The sequence below is a fragment of the Rhodovulum sp. DZ06 genome (genome assembly GCF_050586345.1).
In the GTDB taxonomy this organism is placed as follows: Bacteria; Pseudomonadota; Alphaproteobacteria; order Rhodobacterales; family Rhodobacteraceae; genus JBOCEF01.
In genome coordinates this window covers 1-18,224 of the sequence record NZ_JBOCEF010000071.1, presented here as the reverse complement: position 1 = coordinate 18,224, position 18,224 = coordinate 1, and the positions used below count along the sequence as shown (strand labels likewise).

Annotated in this window: 18 protein-coding genes; 9 read left to right on the top strand and 9 right to left on the bottom strand. The window is 71.8% G+C overall.

Annotated elements, in window-relative coordinates; all coding sequences use genetic code 11:
* The 4 genes from ACQ5SO_RS20250 to ACQ5SO_RS20235 form a co-directional block, all read right to left on the bottom strand.
* Positions 1-476, bottom strand: a 476-nt coding sequence (locus tag ACQ5SO_RS20250) for a hypothetical protein (RefSeq protein ID WP_430943468.1), incomplete at its 3' end; no start/stop codon positions are given.
* Positions 477-539: 63 nt separating this feature from the next.
* On the bottom strand, positions 540-1,406 hold the full coding sequence (locus ACQ5SO_RS20245) for a cysteine hydrolase (protein ID WP_430943467.1): 867 nt from the start codon (positions 1,404-1,406) through the stop codon (positions 540-542).
* 200 nt (positions 1,407-1,606) lie between these two features.
* Complete coding sequence (locus tag ACQ5SO_RS20240; protein WP_430943466.1) at positions 1,607-2,617, bottom strand: AraC family transcriptional regulator ligand-binding domain-containing protein; 1,011 nt, start codon at positions 2,615-2,617, stop codon at positions 1,607-1,609.
* 161 nt (positions 2,618-2,778) lie between these two features.
* On the bottom strand, positions 2,779-3,972 hold the full coding sequence (locus tag ACQ5SO_RS20235) for an aromatic ring-hydroxylating oxygenase subunit alpha (RefSeq protein ID WP_430943465.1): 1,194 nt from the start codon (positions 3,970-3,972) through the stop codon (positions 2,779-2,781).
* 217 nt (positions 3,973-4,189) lie between these two features.
* Between ACQ5SO_RS20235 and ACQ5SO_RS20230 the strand changes: the two genes are divergently transcribed.
* The 5 genes from ACQ5SO_RS20230 (at position 4,190) to ACQ5SO_RS20210 (ending at position 9,333) form a co-directional block, all read left to right on the top strand.
* Complete coding sequence (locus tag ACQ5SO_RS20230) at positions 4,190-5,569, top strand: ethanolamine ammonia-lyase subunit EutB (RefSeq protein ID WP_430943464.1); 1,380 nt, start codon at positions 4,190-4,192, stop codon at positions 5,567-5,569.
* Positions 5,566-6,339, top strand: coding sequence for an ethanolamine ammonia-lyase subunit EutC (gene eutC / locus ACQ5SO_RS20225; protein WP_430943463.1), 774 nt, complete (start codon positions 5,566-5,568; stop codon positions 6,337-6,339). The genes ACQ5SO_RS20230 and eutC overlap by 4 nt, the downstream gene beginning before the upstream one ends.
* A gap of 63 nt (positions 6,340-6,402) precedes the next feature.
* Complete coding sequence (locus tag ACQ5SO_RS20220; RefSeq protein WP_430943462.1) at positions 6,403-7,455, top strand: pyridoxal-phosphate dependent enzyme; 1,053 nt, start codon at positions 6,403-6,405, stop codon at positions 7,453-7,455.
* Positions 7,448-8,611 (top strand): M24 family metallopeptidase, encoded by a 1,164-nt coding sequence (locus tag ACQ5SO_RS20215; RefSeq protein ID WP_430943461.1) that lies wholly within the window; start codon positions 7,448-7,450, stop codon positions 8,609-8,611. Before ACQ5SO_RS20220 ends, ACQ5SO_RS20215 begins: the two co-directional genes overlap by 8 nt.
* On the top strand, positions 8,608-9,333 hold the full coding sequence (locus ACQ5SO_RS20210) for a maleate cis-trans isomerase family protein (protein WP_430943460.1): 726 nt from the start codon (positions 8,608-8,610) through the stop codon (positions 9,331-9,333). The genes ACQ5SO_RS20215 and ACQ5SO_RS20210 overlap by 4 nt, the downstream gene beginning before the upstream one ends.
* Here ACQ5SO_RS20210 and ACQ5SO_RS20205 read toward each other — a convergent pair.
* Together ACQ5SO_RS20205 and ACQ5SO_RS20200 are read right to left on the bottom strand one after the other, a co-directional pair.
* Complete coding sequence (locus ACQ5SO_RS20205) at positions 9,330-9,509, bottom strand: hypothetical protein (protein WP_430943459.1); 180 nt, start codon at positions 9,507-9,509, stop codon at positions 9,330-9,332. The genes ACQ5SO_RS20210 and ACQ5SO_RS20205 overlap by 4 nt on opposite strands.
* Entirely contained in the window at positions 9,506-11,077 is a 1,572-nt protein-coding gene (locus ACQ5SO_RS20200; RefSeq protein WP_430943458.1) for an FAD-dependent monooxygenase, read from the bottom strand. Before ACQ5SO_RS20200 ends, ACQ5SO_RS20205 begins: the two co-directional genes overlap by 4 nt.
* Positions 11,078-11,163: 86 nt before the next feature.
* Between ACQ5SO_RS20200 and ACQ5SO_RS20195 the strand changes: the two genes are divergently transcribed.
* Positions 11,164-11,865: a helix-turn-helix transcriptional regulator gene (locus ACQ5SO_RS20195; protein ID WP_430943457.1), complete on the top strand. Its 702-nt coding sequence runs from the start codon at positions 11,164-11,166 to the stop codon at positions 11,863-11,865.
* A 10-nt stretch (positions 11,866-11,875) separates the two neighbouring features.
* On the opposite strand, the gene betA is transcribed toward ACQ5SO_RS20195, so the two are convergent.
* Genes betA through betI form a run of 3 tightly spaced genes read right to left on the bottom strand, consistent with a single transcriptional unit; the run spans position 11,876 to position 15,650 of the window.
* Positions 11,876-13,534, bottom strand: coding sequence for a choline dehydrogenase (betA, locus tag ACQ5SO_RS20190; RefSeq protein WP_430943456.1), 1,659 nt, complete (start codon positions 13,532-13,534; stop codon positions 11,876-11,878).
* Positions 13,534-15,003 carry a betaine-aldehyde dehydrogenase gene (gene betB / locus ACQ5SO_RS20185; RefSeq protein WP_430943455.1) on the bottom strand — a complete coding sequence of 490 codons (1,470 nt, stop codon included), beginning with the start codon at positions 15,001-15,003 and terminating at the stop codon, positions 13,534-13,536. The genes betA and betB overlap by 1 nt, the downstream gene beginning before the upstream one ends.
* An 8-nt stretch (positions 15,004-15,011) precedes the next feature.
* The gene (gene betI, locus ACQ5SO_RS20180) at positions 15,012-15,650 is read right to left on the bottom strand and encodes a transcriptional regulator BetI (RefSeq protein WP_430943454.1); all 639 of its coding nucleotides are present in this window, start codon (positions 15,648-15,650) and stop codon (positions 15,012-15,014) included.
* 117 nt (positions 15,651-15,767) lie between these two features.
* On the opposite strand from betI, the gene ACQ5SO_RS20175 reads away from it, so the two are divergent.
* The 3 genes from ACQ5SO_RS20175 to ACQ5SO_RS20165 all read left to right on the top strand — a co-directional run.
* Positions 15,768-16,688, top strand: a complete 921-nt coding sequence (locus ACQ5SO_RS20175; protein ID WP_430943453.1) for a choline ABC transporter substrate-binding protein — start codon at positions 15,768-15,770, stop codon at positions 16,686-16,688.
* Between the two features lie 88 nt (positions 16,689-16,776).
* Positions 16,777-17,613, top strand: coding sequence for a choline ABC transporter permease subunit (choW, locus tag ACQ5SO_RS20170; RefSeq protein WP_430943452.1), 837 nt, complete (start codon positions 16,777-16,779; stop codon positions 17,611-17,613).
* Positions 17,610-18,224: ATP-binding cassette domain-containing protein (locus tag ACQ5SO_RS20165; RefSeq protein ID WP_430943451.1), on the top strand; the 615-nt coding region annotated here is incomplete at its 3' end. The genes choW and ACQ5SO_RS20165, both read left to right, overlap by 4 nt.

Genomic DNA, 18,224 nt, shown 5'->3' with positions numbered 1-18,224 from the left:
CCCCGCAACCAAATAAAAACGCCGCCAAGCACCAGCTTGGCGGCGTTTTTGCGTTCCACGAGCCGCAAGTCACGCCCCACGCCGCAGGCCCCGGGCGAAACCCTCGCCACAGCCCCGAGATACCGCTCGAAAACACCCGCATCCACGAACAGGAACACCGCACCGCCCTCTTCCGCGTAGAACAGCTGCGGCGCAAGTCCCGACGCGCCCGCGGACGCCAGCGCCGCCCGGGCCGACGCGAAGATCAGGGCGTCGGGCACGCCGCCCGCCGACGGCGGCGGCGGCCCCTCCAGGACGCAGGCCGGCGCGGCGCCCCCCTCGGGCGGATCGCCCGGAAGGGGCGCGGCGTCGGGCGCGGGGCCCCCGGGATCCCCCGCCGCGATCGCGGCGGGGGCCAGGGCGAGCGCCGCGGCAGGGGGCAGGCGGGAAAGGCCGAGCGCCGTCTTGAACGCGGCGCGGCCCGGCAGGATGGTCATCGGACGTCTCCTTCATTCGCGTGGTTCATTCGCGTGGGGGAAGCGCCGGGCCGCGGCCCGGGCTCAGGCGGCGCCGCCGATGCGCTCGACCGCGTCGTCGGTCCACCACAGCGCGTTGGCGATCATCCGGAAGTTCACCAGCGCCGCCATGTAACCGTCGCCCTCGGGCACCTTCGCGCCCGCCGTCGCGTCGCGCACCACGGCGACCTCGAACCCCGTCTCCAGCAGCGCGCGCAGGTGGCTTTCCACGCACAGGTTCGCGGACATGCCCGCCAGGATCACCTTGTCGATCCCGATCTTGCGCAGCTGCAGCACCAGGTCGTTCTGCTCGGGCCCGTAGACCTTGTGGGGCGAGCAGACGATGGTTTCGCCGTCCTCGATGTACTTCCTGTACTGCGGCATCCAGTCGGCGCCCGAGCCTTCGAAGCCCTCGAGCGACAGCGGCCCGGCGCGGTCGAACATCCCGATGCCGTGCATCACCCGCTCCAGCGCGCCCTCGAATTGCCAGCGGTGGTCCTGCGGGTAGTAGTAATGGGGCGAGATCACCACCGGCATGGCCGCGGCCTTGGCGGCGATGAACAGGCGCTCGAGATTGTCGGTCACGCCCTGCTCGGTCACGCTTTCCCCGACCACGCCCCAGGCGACGCCGCTTTCGTCGAGGAAATCGACCTGCGGGTCGACGACGACGAGGGCGGTGCGGCCGGGCTCGATCTTCATGTCGACGCCGGGCAGGGCCGGCTCGGACGGGTCGGCGTAGAGGGCGCGGGCCTCGGGCGTCGCGGCGCCGGCCTGGGCGGCGGCGAGCGCGGCGGTCCCGGCGGCGGCGGCGCCCGCCGCGCCGGCCATCAGGCGGCGGCGGCCCATGTCCGCGGGCGCGTCGTGGGCATGGCAGCCGCAAAGGCTGTGGCGGGGGGTGTGACGGTCGGTCATGTCTCGGTCTCCCTTTCCGGGGTCAATCGCTGTCGGGCGGGGACGCGCGGGGCCGGTCGGCGGCGTGCCGGACCGGGCCGGGCGACCCGTTTCGATGAAGCGAAGATGGCGGAAAGGCCGCCGCGGGTATTGGCGGCGCCTGCCAAGGTCTTGGCAGACTCCGCCATCCGGGCGGCGCGCGCACGCCGGAGAGGGAGGCGTCAGGCGCCCTGGGACTGCTGGCGGTACTGCGCGGGCGTGGCGCCGACCCAGCGCTTGAAGGCGCGGCTGAAGGCGCTCTGCTCCGAGAACCCGGCGAGGAAGGCGATCTCGGCGATCGAGCTGGCGCTGTCGCGCAGAAGCTCCTGCGCCAGCGCCGATTGCGCCTCGGTCAGCACGTCGCGGAAGGTCAGCCCCTCCTGCGCCAGGCGGCGGTAGAGGGTGCGCTCGCTCATCCCCATGTCGCGGGCGATCTCGGCCGCCTGCGGCGCGCCGTTGCTGAGCGCGGGGGTCAGGCGGCGCAGCAGCGCGGCCCGCAGCGAGGGGTCGTCGCGCAGCGAGCCGATCTCGGTCTCGAGATGGGCGGTGAGGAAATCGGACACCGCCGCGTCCCCCAGCCGGTTCGGCAGCCCCAGCATCGCGGCGGGCAGGGCGATGGCGTCCCGCGCGGCCCCGAAATGGACCGGGCAGCCGAAATGCGCCGCATAGCGGTCCGGGTCGCCGCGGCAGGCATGGCGGAACGAGACGTGGTCGAGCGCCAGCGCGCCGTCCACGAACTGGTGCATGTTGCGCGCCATCGCGGCCATCGCGCCCTCGTTGCGGAACTCCAGCGCCGGGTGCGGGGCGGTGAGGGGCTGGATCTCGAGGATGGCGGGATCGCCGGAGGCGTCGAGGCGGTAGACCGCGGTGTCGGTGACCACGCGCCAGTAGCGCGCGACGCGTTCGAGCGAGGCGCCCAGGGTCGGCGCGGTCTTCACGGCGAGGCCGAGCACGCCGATATGGTCGGTGCGGATCACCCCGGCATAGGCGTCGAGCAGCGCGACCTCGTCGCCATGTCGGATGCGGATCCAGTCGAGCAGCTCGAAGTAATCGGTGTCGCGCAGGCCGCTGTCCACCGGGCCGGGCAGGCGGCGCAGGACCTCGCCGCCCGAGACCAGCGTCCCGTCGTCCTTCAGCGTCATCCCGGCCGCCTCGGCCATCGCGCGCGCGAATGCTGCTGTCACCGTCGGCATACGCAAAAGTATGCCGAACGCGCGCGCCGGGCCAGCCTTTCGGCGCCGGCGGGCGGGGCGGGGCCGGGCGGCGCCCCGTCCGCCACGAAAAAGGCCCCCCGCATCGCCGCGGGGGGCCTTGTTTTGCGCGCCTGCGCGCCGCCGGGGCGGCGGTGCGGGTCTCAGGCCGCCTTCACCGGGACCTTCAGCTCGCCGCGCAGCGCGGCGTCGATCGCCTGCTGGCCGAACTGCAGCCCGCATTCGAACGTGCCGAACAGGAAATTCTCGTTCGCGCCGGTGGCGAAGTTCTTCTGGATGTCCTCGCCGATCACGAAGTCCTCCTCGAACACCGTGCGGATCAGGCTGTAGTTCTTGGCCCAGTAGCGCTCGGCCTTCTCGGTGGCCGGGGCCTCGGGGATCATCAGCATGCAGTTGAAGATGCAGGTCCCCGGGCCGGTCGGGATGATGGTGTGGATGTAGACGTGATCCGTCATCACCTGGAAGAAGTTGGCCGGGAACAGGTAGTTCTGGGTCATGAAATAGGGGCGGTAGGTCCAGTCCGCCGGGTCGGCGTCCCGCAGCTCTTGCACCTTGGGCAGCGGCACCGCGTGGCGCACATGCGGCCCGAAATCGAGATGCACCGACTGGTTGTCGAGATAGCCCGCGCAGGCGGTGTCCCGGTGCGCGTGGCAGAAATGGTAGGATTCCTGGAACCCCTCCAGCGCCAGGCGCCAGCTCATGTTCCGGTCCAGCGTCCACTTCTTGTAGATCACGTGGGTGTCGAGCCCGAGGCTGTCGAGCTGGGTCTGCATCGGCGCGAACCAGGCGTCGAAATCGACCGCCTGCTCCTGCGGCGAGGGGACGACCCAGATCATGCCGAACCGCTCCTCGGCCGGAAGCTCCACCAGCCCGTGCTTCGACTTGTCCACGCCCGCGAAGCCTTCCTGCTGGGGAATGCCGCGCAGCTTGCCGTTCAGGTCGTAGGTCCAGGAGTGATAGGGGCAGGAGAAGGTCCGCGCCTTGCCGCAGGGCTTGCTTTCCACCCGCGCGCCGCGGTGGCGGCAGACGTTGTAGAAGGCGCGCACCTGGCCGTCATGGTTGCGGGTCACCAGGATCGGCGGGCCGAGATGGTCGACGGTGACGAAATCGCCCGGCTCGGGCAGTTCCGAGCAGTGGGCGACGACGATGGGGAAATTGCGGAACAGGGTCTGCACTTCCGCGTCGAGCTGCGCCGGGTCGGTGTACTTGCTCACCGGGTTGGACATCACCTCGGGGAGCATGTGGGTCGTGCCCTTCTCGGCATGCTCGAGGATCTCGGTGATGATCCCGCGCTCTTCCTCGGTGATGATCTCACGCTCTTCGGTCATCGTCGTCATGTCGGTCCGTCCCCCCGGGCGCGGCGTGCGCTCTGATTCAAATTCGCGCGCGGACTATAGGGTCGCCGGGGGGATCGCTCAATCGAACAAGGCTTTATTTCGACATGCAGAACGGCGGTTTCATGCCGCGGGAGGGGCGGGCAGGGCCCGTCCGCCGCGCGCTTGCCATCGCCCCTGCTGCGGCGCAACACTGGCGGGGAAAAGCAGGAGGCCCCCAATGCGCTACGCCCATGCCGCGGGCGGCGAGACCCACCGCTTCGCCACCCTCGCCGCCGTGCTCGCCGCCGCGTCCCCGGCCCGCTCGGGCGACCAGCTCGCCGGGATCGCGGCGGGGTCCGAGGCGCAGCGGGTGGCGGCGAAATACGTGCTCGCCGACCTGCCGCTGACCGCCTTCCTGTCCGAGGCCGTGGTCCCTTACGAGGTGGACGAGGTCACGCGGCTGATCCTCGACCGCCATGACGAAGCCGCCTTCGCGCCCTTCCGGTCGATGACGCTGGGGGATCTGCGCGACTGGCTGCTGTCGCCCGCCGCGGACCCCGCCGCGCTCGCCGCCGCCGCGCCGGGGCTGACGCCCGAGATGGTGGCGGGCGTCTCGAAGCTGATGCGCAACCAGGACCTGATCGCGGTGGCGGCGAAGGTGCGGGTGGTCACGGGGTTCCGGTCCACCATCGGCCTGCCGGGGCGGCTGTCGACGCGGCTTCAGCCCAACCACCCGTCCGACGATCCGCGCGGCATCGCGGCGGCGGTGCTCGACGGGCTTCTGATGGGCGCGGGCGACGCGGTGATCGGCATCAACCCCGCCTCGGACAGCATCCGCGGCTGCACGGAGCTTCTCAAGGCGCTCGACGCGATGCGCAGCGAATTCGACATCCCCACCCAGTCCTGCGTCCTCACCCACGTGACCTCGTCCATCGAGATCATCGAGGCGGGCGGCCCCGTGGACCTCGTCTTCCAGTCCATCGCCGGGACCGAGGCGGCCAATGACGGGTTCGGCGTCTCGCTGGCCGTGCTGGACGAGGCGCAGGCCGCGGCGCGGTCCCTGCGCCGGGGCACGGTGGGCAATAACGTGATGTATTTCGAGACGGGGCAGGGCGCGCCGCTGTCGGCCGGCGCCCATCACGGCGTCGACCAGCAGACGCTCGAGGCCCGCGCCTATGCCGTCGCCCGCGCCTTCGACCCGCTGCTGGTGAACACCGTCGTCGGCTTCATCGGCCCCGAATACCTCTATGACGGCAAGCAGATCATCCGCGCGGGGCTCGAGGATCATTTCTGCGGCAAGCTCCTCGGCCTGCCGATGGGGGTGGACGTCTGCTACACCAACCATGTCGAGGCCGACCAGGACGACATGGACACGCTGATGTGCCTGCTCGGGGCCGCGGGGGTGAATTTCGTCATCTGCGTGCCGGGATCGGACGACGTGATGCTGTCCTACCAGTCCTTGTCCTTCGAGGACGCCGCCTGGATGCAGGACCGCTTCAACACCCGCCCGGCGCCGGAATTCGAGGCGTGGCTCGAGCGGATGGGCCTCGCGGGCCGCGGCGACGCCGAGGCCGCTCTGCCGGACCTCGTGGCCCGCATGGGGATCGCGGCGCAATGAGCGGCGCGGATGATCTCGGGGGCAAGCCCCCCGCCCGCCTCTCGCCCCACGCGGACCTCGCGCGTCTGCGCGCGCTGACCCCGGCGCGGCTGCGGCTGGACCCTGCGGGAGGGGCCGCGCCGCTTTCCTCCGTGCTCGGATTTGCGCGCGATCACGCGCTGGCGCGCGACGCCATTCACTTGCCGGTGGACTGGGAGGCGCTCGCCGCCGCCCTCCCCGGCGCCATCCGGGTCCAGAGCCAGGCCGAGACGCGGGATGTCTACCTGCGCCGCCCCGACCTCGGCCGCCGCCTGGCGCCCGACAGCCGCGCGCGGCTCGAGGCCGAGGCGGGCGCGTTCGACATCGCCGTCATGCTCGGCGACGGGCTGTCGGCCAACGCCGCCCAGCGCGGCGCGCCGCTGGTCGAGGCGGTGCGCGCCGCCCTCCCGGGCCTCTCCTTCGCCCCCACCGTGCTGGCCGAACAGGCCCGCGTGGGGCTTGGCGACGATGTCGGCCAGGCGCTCGGCGCCGGGCTGGTCCTCGTGCTGATCGGCGAGCGTCCGGGCCTGTCGGTGGCCGACAGCCTCGGGGCCTACCTGACGCTGAACCCCGCCCCGGGGGCGGCGGACAGCGCGCGCAACTGCGTCTCCAACATCCACGACAACGGGGGCCTCTCCATCGAGGCCGCCGCCGCCCGCATCGCCTGGCTGGTCCGCCGCGCGCGGCAGATCGGGGCGACGGGCGTCGCGCTGAAAGACATGTCCGACGCCGGGCCCGAAGCGCTGGAATGACGCTTGGCGCGCGGGGCGCCCCGGGCCTAGGCTCGGGGCCGACACCCCAACCCGGAGCGCCCCTTGCCCAAAGTTCTTCCCAACCCGTATCGCGGCCCCGGCCTGCCGCTCTCGGCCCCGCGGCCGGTCGCGGACCCCGCGGCGGTCGCGGGGCTGCTCTCGCACTGCCCGCGGCACAAGCCGACCAGGCTGCGCAACGTGCCGCCGCTGGCCAGGGCGGCGGGGGTGGCCGAGCTCTGGATCAAGGATGAGAGCGACCGCATGGGCCTCGGCAGCTTCAAGGCGCTGGGGGCGGCCCACGTGATCGCCCGCGACGCCGCCGAGGCCGCCGGGGGACCCGCGGACGCGGGCAAGGCGAAGCTGGACAAGACCTATGTCGCCGCCAGCGCCGGGAACCATGGCCTCTCGGTCGCCGCCGGGGCCGCCGTGTTCGGCGCCAAGGCCGTCATCTATCTCTCGGGCGCCGTGCCCGAGGCCTTCGCCGACCGCCTGCGCGCCAAGGGGGCCGAGGTGGTCCGCGCGGGCGCAACCTATGAAGCCTCGATGGAGGCCGCGGCCAAGGCGGCCGAGGAGAACGGCTGGACGCTGCTCTCCGACAGCTCCTGGGACGGGTATCTCGACGCGCCCATCGGGGTGATGGAGGGTTACCTGCAACTGGCGAAGGAGGCCGTCGCGCAGGTCCCGTCCACCCCCACGCATATCCTCTTGCAGGCCGGGGTCGGGGGGCTGGCGGCCGCCATCGCCGCCCATGCCCGCGCCGCCTGGGGGGACGCCCCGCAGATCATCGTCGTCGAACCCGAGGCCGCCCCCGCGTTGCAGGAGAGCATCCGCCAGGGGAAGCTCGTCGATACGGAAGGTCCTGTCTCGGCCATGGGGCGGCTCGACTGCAAGACCCCCTCGCTGGTCGCGCTGCGCGGGCTGTCGATGGATGCCGACGCCTTCGCGACCATCTCCGAGGCGGAGGCGCAGGCGGGCGTGGACCTGTTCGCGAAGCTGGGGCTCGAGGTCACGCCCTCGGGCGTCGCGGGGCTGGCCGCGCTCTTCGCCGGGCTGCCGGGGGTGGGGGCGGACGCCCGCGTGCTGGCGATCCTGTCGGAAGGCCCGGAAGGTGGCTGAGCGCAGCCTCGTCTTCCCCGCCGCGGAGTACCGCCGCCGCTGCGAAGCGTTGCAGGCGGGGATGGCGGCGGCGGGGATGGACGCGCTGCTGCTGACCGCGCCGGCGGACGTGTTCTACGCGACCGGCTTCCTGACGCGGTTCTGGGAAAGCCCGGCGCGGCCGTGGTTCATCGCCGTCCCCGCCGCGGGAGACCCGGTGGCCGTGATCCCCGAGATCGGCCGGGACCTGATGTCCCGCTGCTGGGTGCAGGACATCCGCTGCTGGCCCGCCCCCGATCCGCGCGACGACGGCGTCGGCCTGCTGGCCGAAACGCTCGGCGACATGGTTCCCGCGGGCGGCCGGATCGGCACGCCGATGGGCCTCGAGACCCATCTGCGGATGCCGCTGGGCGATTACGCGGCGGTGGCCGAGCGGCTGGCCCCGCGCGCCTTCGTGGACGCCACCGCCGTGGTTCAACGGGTGCGAGAGGTCAAATCCGAGGCCGAGGTGGAGAAGATCCGCGCCGCCTGCGCCCTCGCCGGCCGCGCCTTCGACCGCGTGCCCGGGATCGTCGCGCGCGACCCGCGCCTGTCCTCGGTCTTCCGCGGCTTCCAGGCCGCGCTGCTGGAGGAGGGCGCCGACTGGGTCAGCTACACCGCCGGGGGCGCCGGGCAGGGCGGCTATGGCGACGTGATCTCCCCCGCCATGGACACGCCGCTGGAGGCGGGGGACATCCTGATGCTCGACACCGGCGCGGTGCGGGACGGGTATTTCTGCGATTACGACCGGAACTTCGCCATCGGCCCGCCCGCGGATCCCGTGCGCCGCGCCCATGACGCGCTGTTCGCCGCCACGGACGACGCGCTGGCGCAGCTGCGCCCCGGGATGATCGCCGCCGATGCGCACCGGATCCTGTCGCGCGGGCTGTCGCAGCGCGGCGCGGCGCCGCTGGGCGGGCGGCTCGGGCACGGGCTGGGGGTGACGCTGACCGAGTGGCCCTCCTTCACGCCGCTGGACATGACCGAGCTGCGCGAGGGGATGGTGCTGACGCTGGAGCCGGGGGCCGAGGTCTCGCCCGGCAAGATCCTGGTGCATGAAGAGAACATCGTGCTGCGCGCCTCCGGCCCCGAATTGCTGTCGCCCCGCGCGCCCGCGGACCTCCCGGTGATCCGATGACCCGCTTTCCCTATTCCCTCGACGCCGCCCCGGTCCCGCGGGCCTTCGGCCTCGTGGTCCTGCAGGTGGACGAGACGATCGAGCCCGATTTCCGCCGCCTGATGCCCGCGGGGGCCGCGCTCTACGTCTCCCGCGTGCCCTCGGGGGCGGAACTGATGCCAGAGACCATCGCGGGGATGGAGGCGGACCTGCCCCGCGCCGCCGCCCTGCTGCCCCAGGCGCCGGACTATGACGCGGTGGGCTATGCCTGCACCTCCGGCACGGCGCAGCTGGGGGCCGGGACGGTCGAGGCGCTGGTTCGCGGCGCCTGCCGCACGGCGCGGGTGTGCAACCCGCTGACCGCGGCGGTGGCGGCCTGCGGCGCGCTCGGCGCCGCGCGGGTGGGCGTGGTGTCGCCCTATATCCCCGCCGTCGCCGCGCCGCTGCTGCGCGCCTTCGCCGGGGCGGGGATCGAAACCCCGCAGGTCGCCAGCTTCGGCGAGGAGGTGGAGGCCAACGTCGCCCGCATCGACGCCGCCAGCGTGGCCGCCGCGGCGCGATCTGTCGCGCAAGGCGCCGAGGCCGTGTTCCTCTCCTGCACCAACCTGCGCACGCTGGATCTTGTCGGCCCGCTGGAGGCCGAGCTCGGCGTGCCGGTCTTCGGCAGCAACCTCGCGCTCGCCTGGGCGATGGCGGGGCGGGACTGCGCCTTCGACTGCGCCCTGACCCGGGCGGAGGCCTAGACCGAGAGGTCCGCCGCCGCCCCGGCGATCAGCGCCTGCACGCGCTTCGCCTCCCCCACCTCCCGCGCGAGCAGAAGCGCGAGCTTGGCCAGCAGCAGCTCCCGCTTCTCCGGCGGGACCGCATCGAGGGTCTCGGCAAGGGTCTCGTAGACCGTCTCAAGCGCGTCAGGGGTCATGCGATCTCTCCGCCAAGGGCGCGGGAAAGGGCCGCGCGGATGTCCTCTAGCGTGGGCGCGTCCCAGCGCGCCGCCACGTGCCCGTCCGGGCGCACCAGCACCGCGCCACCGGGCGGCAGGCCGAGCCGCTCGGCCGGGTCCGGGTCCAGCGCCACCTGCGCCAGCCCCGCGGGCGACGCCATTTGCTGCTGGGCCCCCCGATGCACCAGCGTGAAGCCGGGGCCGAGCCGGTCCGACAGGAACCCGTCCCCGACGCGCACATCCGCCAGCACCTCTCCGCCCGCGCCGGTGGTCAGCGGGCTTTCGGCATAGGTGTAGGGCGTCATCTGCCGCGGATTGGCCAGCGCCCCGGCGAAGGGATGGCGCAGCGCCAGGCTCAGCGCCGCGTCGCGCATCAGCGTCCAGCCGGGGGTCGGCGGCGTCATGAACCGCGCCGATTTCGTCGCGTTGGCGAAGACGTCCAGCGTCGCGCCCCGCCGTTCGGGCGTATAGCTGTCCACCAGCGCCTCGGGCGCCTCCCCGCGCAGCACCCGGGCCAGCTTCCAGGCGATGTTCTCGGCATCCGCGAGGCCGTTGTTCAGCCCGCGCACCCCGAAGATCGGCACGATATGGGCGCTGTCGCCGATGAACACCACGCGCCCGTCGCGGTAGTCGTCGAGCGCGAGCGTGTTGGCGGAATAGACGCTCCACCACTCCAGCTCCCAAGCGCCCTCGTGCCCGATCTCCTCCAGCACCGCGGCGACCGAGGCGCGCACGTTCTCTTCGCGCAGCGCTTCCGCCTCGTCCTCGCCGTCCCGCAGCTGGTAGTCGATGCGCCAGATGTCGTCGGGCTGCTTGTGGACCAGGATGGTCCCCCCGCGGCGGCAGTCGGGGTCGAACAGGGCGCGGCGGATGGTGGGGTAGTCGTGCTTCATCTGCACGTCGGCGATGACGTAGCGGCCCTCGTAATTCTCGCCCTTCAGGCGCAGCCCGCGCAGCTTGCGGATGGGGGAGCGGGCGCCGTCGGCGGCGAGGCACCAGGCGGCGGGCAGCGTATACTCCCCGTGCGGGTCGCGGATGGTGAGGCGCACGCCGTCCTCCGCGTCCTCGATCGCCACCGCCGCGCTCTGCCAGCGGGCGTCGATCAGCGGCTCCCGCGCGATGGCGTCCCAGAGATAGGCTTCGATGTATTGCTGCTCGATATTGTACATCGGGCGGAATTTCTCATCCGCGCTGTCGGGCATGTCGAATTCGAGGATCTGGCGCCCGCGATAGAAGGTCCGCCCCGTGGTCCAGGGCAGGGATTTCTCCAGGAACGGGGCGACGGCGCCGATGCGCTCAAAGATGCGGAAGCTCTGGCGCGCGACGCAGATGGCGCGGCTGCCGTCGTTGAACGTGTCCTTGGCGTCGATCAGAACGCACCGCGTTCCCTCGCGCGCCAGCGACAGGGCGGCGGTCATCCCGACGGGACCGGCGCCGACGATGACCACCGGCGTGGGCTCGCCCAGGCGCGCGCGGTCGTTCGGCGCCGCAAAGCTCGGATAGGTGAAATAGAGCGACTCGGTCGCGCCGCGGCCCGCTGGTCTCATGTCTCGGTCCTCCCTTGCCGCGCAGGGATAGAGGCGCCGCCTCCGCGCGTCTGTCCCATTTGCGGGGGGACATGGTATCAGGCGGCATGACCCGCCTCGCCGCCCATATCGACGCCTGCCTCGCCGCGCTTGGGACGGACGGGTTCGCCCCCGCCTTCTGCGACTACGCCGAGGGGCTGGGCGTCGACCAGGTGATGATCTTCAGCATCGGCGCGGACCGGGCCGGGTGCCTGCTGTCGCGCCATTTCAGCCATGGCGCGCTGGGCGGCAGGCTGGCCGAGGCGTATCTGTCGGGCTGGTGGCGGCAGGACCCGCTGCTGCCGGAGTTGATGGCCACGCCCGAGGGCGCGGTGCAGCTGCGCCGCTTCGACGCCGCCGCGGCGGCGGTGGAGGCGGAGTACCGGCGGATCTTCTTCGATGCGCCCGGCCTCTCGGGCAAGACCACGCTGCTGGCGGCGGGCGCCAGAGACACGGGGGGCCTGCGCCTCTTCGTCAACCTCTACCGCGCCGAGGGCCCGGCGCCTGGGGACGCCGAGGCGCTCCTCGCAGGCCGCCTCGCGCTCCTCCATTTCCAGCAGGCGCAGGCGGGCGGCCCCCCGGCCCCGCTGGCGGTGCTGAGCGCGCGGGAGCGGGACGTCTGCCTCGGCATCCTCGCCGGGCGCAAGGCCGAGGCGATCGCGGGGGATCTCGGCGTCGCGGCATCGACCGTCGTCACCTATCGCAAGCGGGCCTATGAGAAGCTGGGGGTCACCTCCCGCGCCGGGCTGTTCGCCATCTGCCAGGCTTAGCCCCGTCCCCTCACCGCTGCGCCTCGCGCCAGTTCGGGTGGATCCACGGCGCGGCGTTGTCCCGCGGCAGGGGCGTGCGCCCCAGCACGTGATCGGCCATCTTGTCCCCCACCAGGATCGAGGGCGCGTTCAGGTTGCCATTGGTGATCTGCGGGAAGACCGAGCTGTCGGCGACGCGCAGCCCCTCGACCCCGATCACCCGGCCCTCCGGGTCCACCACCGCCATCGGGTCGTCCGCGCGGCCCATCCGGCAGGTGCCGCAGGGGTGATAGGCGCTCTCGGCATGCGCGCGGATGAAGGCGTCGAGCGCCGCGTCCGACTGCACCGCGTCGCCGGGCTGGATCTCGTGCCCGCGATAGGGGGCGAAGGCCTCCTGCGCGAAGACCTCGCGCACCAGGCGGATGCCGGCGCGGAACTCGGTCCAGTCGTCGGGATGGGTCATGTAGTTGAAGCGGATCACCGGCGCGTCCGCCGGGTCGGCGCTGCGCAGGGTGACCGACCCGCGGGATTTCGAGCGCATCGGCCCGACATGGGCCTGGAACCCGTGCCCCTCGGCCGCCGCCTGCCCGTCATAGCGCACGGCGATGGGCAGGAAGTGGATCTGCAGGTCCGGGTACTCGATCCCCGCGCGGGACCGGATGAAGGCGCAGCTTTCGAACTGGTTCGACGCGCCGGGGCCGGTGCGGGTGAACAGCCACTGCGCCCCCACCAGCCCCTTGCCGAACAGGTTCCAGTACTTGAACAGCGACACCGGCTGCGTCGCCGCCTGCTGGATGTAAAGCTCGAGGTGGTCCTGCAGGTTGGCGCCGACGCCGGGGCGGTCGGCGACGACCTCGATCCCGTGCTCGGCCAGGTGCGCCGCCGGGCCGATCCCGGACAGCATCAGCAGCTTGGGCGAGTTGATCGAGGAGGCGGCGAGGATCACCTCCTCCAGCGCCATGATCACCTCGATCCGGCCGCGGCGCTCGACCTCCACCCCCACCGCGCGGCCCTCGCGCATCACGATGCGCCGGGCGAGGCCGCGGACGATCTCCACGTTGCCGGTGGCGAGGGCGGGCTTGAGGTAGGCCTTGTAGGCCGACCAGCGCTCGCCCTTGTGGATGGTGGCTTCGAAGGGGCCGAAACCCTCCTGCTTCTCGCCGTTATAGTCGGGCGTGACGTCATAGCCCGCCTGCGCCCCCGCCTCGACGAAGGCCCTCACCAGCGGGTTGTCGCGCTTGCCGCGGCTCACGTGCAGCGGGCCGCCCTTGCCGCGCCAGTCCGCATCGCCCCCGTGGCCGCCGCTGTCCCAGCTCTCGATCCGCTTGTAATAGGGGGCGACGTCGGCATAGCCCCAGCCGGTGGCGCCCATCTCCTCCCACGTATCGAAATCCTTCGCGTGGCCGCGCACATAGACCATGCCGTTGATCGAGGAGGACCCCCCGAGCACCTTGCCGCGCGGGGTCGCCATGCGGCGCCCGTTCAGCTCGGCCTCGGGTTCGGACCGGAAGCCCCAGTCATAGCGCTTCATGTTCATCGGGTAGGACAGCGCGCCGGGCATCTGGATCAGCGGCCCGGCATCGGTGCCGCCATGCTCGATGACGATGACCTTGCGCCCCGCCTCGGCCAGCCGCCCGGCCATGGCGCAGCCGCCCGAGCCGGCGCCGATGATGACATACTCCGCCTGCATCAGAAGGGCGCCTCCGTGTCGGCCATGCCCACGTAGACGGACTTGACCTGTGAGTAATGTTCGATGGCCGCCTTCGAGTTCTCCCGCCCCAGCCCCGAGGCTTTCACGCCGCCGAAGGGCGCCTCGACGGGGGTGAGGTTGTAGGCGTTGATGTAGCAGGTCCCGGCCTGGAACCCGGCCGCCATGCGGTGCGCGCGGCGCAAATCGTTGGTGAAGACGCCCGCCGCCAGCCCGAATTCGGTGGCGTTGGCGCGGGACAGGGCCTCCGCCTCCGTCTCGAATTTCAGCACCGAGGCGACGGGGCCGAAGATCTCCTCGCGCGCGATGGTCATGTCGTCGGTGACGCCGGTGAAGAGGGCGGGGCGGAGGAAGAACCCGGGGCCGTCCAGCGCCTCGCCGCCCTTCACCAGCGTGGCGCCCTCGGCCACGCCCTTCTCGACATAGCCGCGCACGATCTGCCGCTGGCGGTCCGAGACCATGGGGCCGATGGTGGTCGCCTCCTCCATCGGGTCGCCGATCACGGCGCCGTCCATGCGCTCGGCCAGCCGGGCGACGAAGGCGTCATGGATGCCGGACTGGACGAACAGCCGCGTGCCGTTCGAGCAGATCTGCCCGGTGGAATAGAAATTGCCGTTGATCGCCGCCGAGACCGCGTTCTCAAGGTCCGCGTCGTCGAAGATCACGATGGGCGACTTGCCGCCAAGCTCCATCGTCGCGTGTTTCATGTGCGCGGCGGCGGCGGCATAGACGCGGCGCCCGGTGGGCACGGAGCCGGTCAGCGAGACCTTGGCGACGCGCGGATCGCTCACCAGCGCGGCGCCGACCTCTCCGGCCCCCTGCACCACGTTGAACACGCCGTCCGGCAGGCCCGCCTCGCGGAACGCCTCGGCCAGCTTCAGCGCCGTCAGCGGCGTCAGCTCCGAGGGTTTGAAGACCATGGCGTTGCCGCACGCCAGCGCCGGGGCCGCCTTCCAGGCCGCGATCTGGATCGGGTAGTTCCAGGCGCCGATGCCGACCACCACGCCCAGCGCCTCGCGCCGCGTGTAGACGAAATCGCCGCCGCCGACCTCCATCTGCTCGCCTGTCAGGGTCCCGGCGAGGCCGCCGAAATATTCCAGCGCATCGGCGGCCGAGGCCGCGTCGGCCACCAGCGTCTCCGACAAGGGCTTGCCGGTGTCGAGCGTCTCCAGCTCCGACAGCGCGCGGTTGTCGCGGCGCAGGATCTCGGCGGTGCGGCGCAGGATGCGGCCGCGCTCGGTCCCCGTCAGCGCCGCCCATGCGGGCTGCGCCGCGGCGGCGGCGGACAGCGCCGCGTCGACGGCGGCGGGGGTCGCAAGGTGCAGGCGCGCGATCTGCGCCCCCGTCGCCGGGTAGATCACCGGCAGGGGCGCGCCCGAGGCGTCCTCGTACGGGGCGCCGTCGATGAAATGCGAAGCGGTCGGCTGGGCGGGCGGCAGGGCGGTCGTCATGCGAAGGGTCAGTCCTGGGGGCCGGCGAGAGGAGAGGTGGGCGAAGGGTCGAGCGGCGCGGGCCCCTCGGCGGCGGCGAGGGCGAGTTCCGCCTCCAGCGCGCGCAGCACGTGGGACGCGCCCTCGGCCCCGTGATTGGTGTCGGGATCGAGCGCGTAGCGCAGGTACAGCCCGTCGATCAGCCCGCCGATGCGCCGCGCCACGTCGGGCGCGCGGGCGCCGCAGAGCGGGCGCAGCGCGTGCACCAGGTTCGACTGCAGCCGCCGCTGGTAGACCTGCAGCAGCCGCTTGGCCGGGTCCGAGCGCAGCGCGAGCGCGTAGAAATTGATCCAGGCGCCGATCGCGTGCCGCTCGAAGCTGCCTTCGCCGAAGCTGGCGCGGATGATCGCCTCGACCCGCGCGCGCGGCCCCACCGCCGCCTTCACGGCACGGTTCACTTCCGACGCGTAAATCGACAGGATGTGGCGGATGGCGGCGAGCAGCAGCCCGTCCTTGTCATGGAAATAGTGGAAGGCGAGTCCCGGCGACACGCCCGCCGCTTTCGCAATCTGGCCCACGGACACGTTCAGCGTGCCCGAGGCCCCGACCTCTTGGATCGCCGCCTGGACAAGCTCATGCTTCCGTTCCGCTTCCGTCTTCCGTGCCACGCGCCTTGCCGCCCCATGTGTTGCAATCCCGCTCTGCCACGGTATTAATTGACTCGTCAATCAATAACTCGCCGCGGCCCGGGCCGACGGCGCGTCCCGCCAACAGGAGAGTCCCCCATGAAGAAGACCATCCTCGCCGCTTCCGTCCTCGCGCTCACCGCCGGCGCCGCCTTCGCGGATTGCTCGGAGGTCACGTTCTCGGATGTCGGCTGGACCGACATCACCGCCACCACCGCCGCCACCTCGGTGGTGCTCGAAGCGCTGGGCTATTCCCCCGAAACCCGCGTCCTCTCGGTGCCGGTGACCTACATTTCGCTCGAGAAGGGCGACGTGGACGTGTTCCTCGGCAACTGGATGCCGACCATGGAAGGCGACATCGCCCCGTACCGCGAGAAGGGGACGGTGGAGACCGTGCGCGCCAATCTCGAGGGCGCCAAATACACCCTCGCCACCAACGCCGCGGGCGCCGCGCTGGGCATCAAGTCCTTCGCCGACATCGCCGCCCAGGCCGACGCGCTGGACGAGACGATCTACGGCATCGAGCCGGGCAATGACGGCAACCGCCTGATCATGGACATGATCGCCGCCGACGCCTTCGGGCTGAAGGGCTTCGATATCCGCGAGTCCTCGGAGCAGGGGATGCTGGCGCAGGTCGACCGCCTGTCGGGCCGCGACAAGCCGATCATCTTCCTGGCGTGGGAGCCGCATCCCATGAACGCCAATTTCGACCTCACGTACCTGACCGGCGGCGACGACTGGTTCGGCCCGAACCTCGGCGGCGCCACCGTCTACACCAACACCCGCGCCGGCTACTCGGCCGAGTGCCCGAATGTCGGCAAGCTGCTCTCGAACCTCGAATTCTCGCTGGCGATGGAGAACGAGATCATGGGCGCGATCCTCAACGACAAGCAGGACCCGGAAGCGGCGGCGACCGCCTGGCTGAAGGCCAACATGGGCGTGCTGGACGGCTGGCTTGCGGGCGTGACCACGCTTGACGGCAAGGACGGCCTCGCCGCGGTGAAAGCCGCGCTGAACTGATCGGCCGATCCGCGGGCCCCGGCGACGCCGCCGGGGCCCGCGACGCTTTCTCCCCTCCCCCAAGATTGCAGGCTAAGGAGCGGCCCAGGTGGACTGGCTCACGGACAACAAGATCCCCGTCGGGGACTGGTCGGCGGACATCTTCGACTGGATCCGCGTCAATGCGGGCGGGCTGCTCGACGCGCTGTCGATGGCGATGGAGACGCTGGTCGACGCCATCCTGTGGGTGCTGCAGACGCCGCATCCGCTGATCGTCGTCGCCCTGTTCACCGCCGCCGCGTACGGCCTGCGCCGGTCCTGGAAGATCGCCGCCTTCGTGTTCTTCGGCTTCCTCTTCATCCTCAACCAGGGGTACTGGGAGGAGACGACGGAATCCCTGACCCTGGTCCTCTCGGCCTGCGTGATGTGCATGGCCATCGGCGTGCCCATCGGCATCGCCGCGGCGCACCGGCCCCGGCTCTACGCCGCCATGCGCCCGGTGCTGGACCTGATGCAGACGCTGCCGACCTTCGTCTACCTGATCCCGGCCATCGTGTTCTTCGGCATCGGCATGGTGCCGGGCCTGATCGCCACGGTGATCTTCGTGCTGCCCGCGCCGATCCGCCTGACGCAGCTCGGCGTCGCCTCGACCCCGGCGAGCCTTGTCGAGGCCGTCACCGCCTTCGGGGGCACCAAGCGCGACGTGCTGATCAAGGCGGAACTCCCCTGGGCGCTGCCGCAGATCATGGCCGGGCTGAACCAGACCATCATGCTGGCGCTGTCGATGGTGGTCATCGCCGCCCTCGTCGGCGCAGACGGCCTCGGGGTGCCGGTGGTCCGCGCCCTCAACCAGGTGAACACGTCGCTGGGGTTCGAGAGCGGCTTCGTCATCGTCGTCGTGGCCATCATCCTCGACCGGATGCTGAACGCGGGAGAGAGCAAATGACCGCCGCGGTGCGCATCGACAACGTCTCCATCGTCTTCGGCGACGACCCGGCCGCGGCCCTGCCGCTGATGGACCAGGGGCTGGACCGCGCCACGGTGATGGAGCGCACGGGCCAGGTGCTCGGCGTCCATGACTGCAGCCTCGAGGTCGAGGAAGGCGAGATCCTCGTGCTCATGGGCCTCTCCGGCTCCGGCAAATCCACGCTGCTGCGGGCGGTCAACGGGCTGAATCCCGTGGCGCGCGGGCACGTGGAGGTCAACGATGGCGGCGCGATGGTCAACGTCACCCATGCCGCCCCCGCCGACCTGCGCCGGATCCGGCGCGAGCGCGCGACCATGGTGTTCCAGCAATTCGGCCTGCTGCCCTGGCGCACGGTGGCCGAAAACGTCGGCCTCGGGCTGGAGCTCGGCGGCATGTCCCGGGGGGGGGGGGGGGGGGGGGGGGGGGGGGGGGGGGGGGGGGGGGGGAGGTGGGGGGGGGGGGGGGGGGGGGGGGGGGGGGGGGGGGGGGGGAAACCCCCCCCCCAAAACCCCCCCGCGCCATCGCGGTGGTGGAGGCGCAATCCTCCTTCTCCACCACCTATGTGCTGCGGTTCCGCCGCTCCACCGTCA